The 324-nt window shown below is 41.0% G+C and carries 1 protein-coding gene; it reads left to right on the forward strand.

The window, feature by feature from the left end:
• Positions 1 to 122: 122 nt before the first annotated feature.
• A partial coding sequence (locus DC53_RS04720) for a transposase (RefSeq protein WP_033031190.1) occupies positions 123 to 324 on the forward strand: 202 nt, incomplete at its 3' end.

Here is a 324-nt window from a genome sequence, read left to right on the forward strand (position 1 = left end):
GCGATTGCCATGTAACACCCTGCTTGTTTTTTGCACTAAATAAAGTGTAGTGGTACAGTGATTTTGGCCACCCATTAAGAAAGAAATGTTATGCTAATAAGCATACAAATTTGGGTGAAAAAATGACGAAATTAAAACGCGCAACATATTCAGCGGCAATTAAATTAGAAACGGCTCAGCTTGTAGTAGACCAAGGTTATACGCAAGAAGACGCAGCAAAAGCTATGGGGGTGGGTAAATCAACCGTAAGTAAGTGGGTTACTCAATTAAAGCTAGAACGCAATGGTCAGTCACCATCAGCGTCACCAATGACGCCCGAACAAA

The organism is Pseudoalteromonas fuliginea (assembly GCF_000690055.1).
GTDB classification, from domain to species: domain Bacteria; phylum Pseudomonadota; class Gammaproteobacteria; order Enterobacterales; family Alteromonadaceae; genus Pseudoalteromonas; species Pseudoalteromonas fuliginea.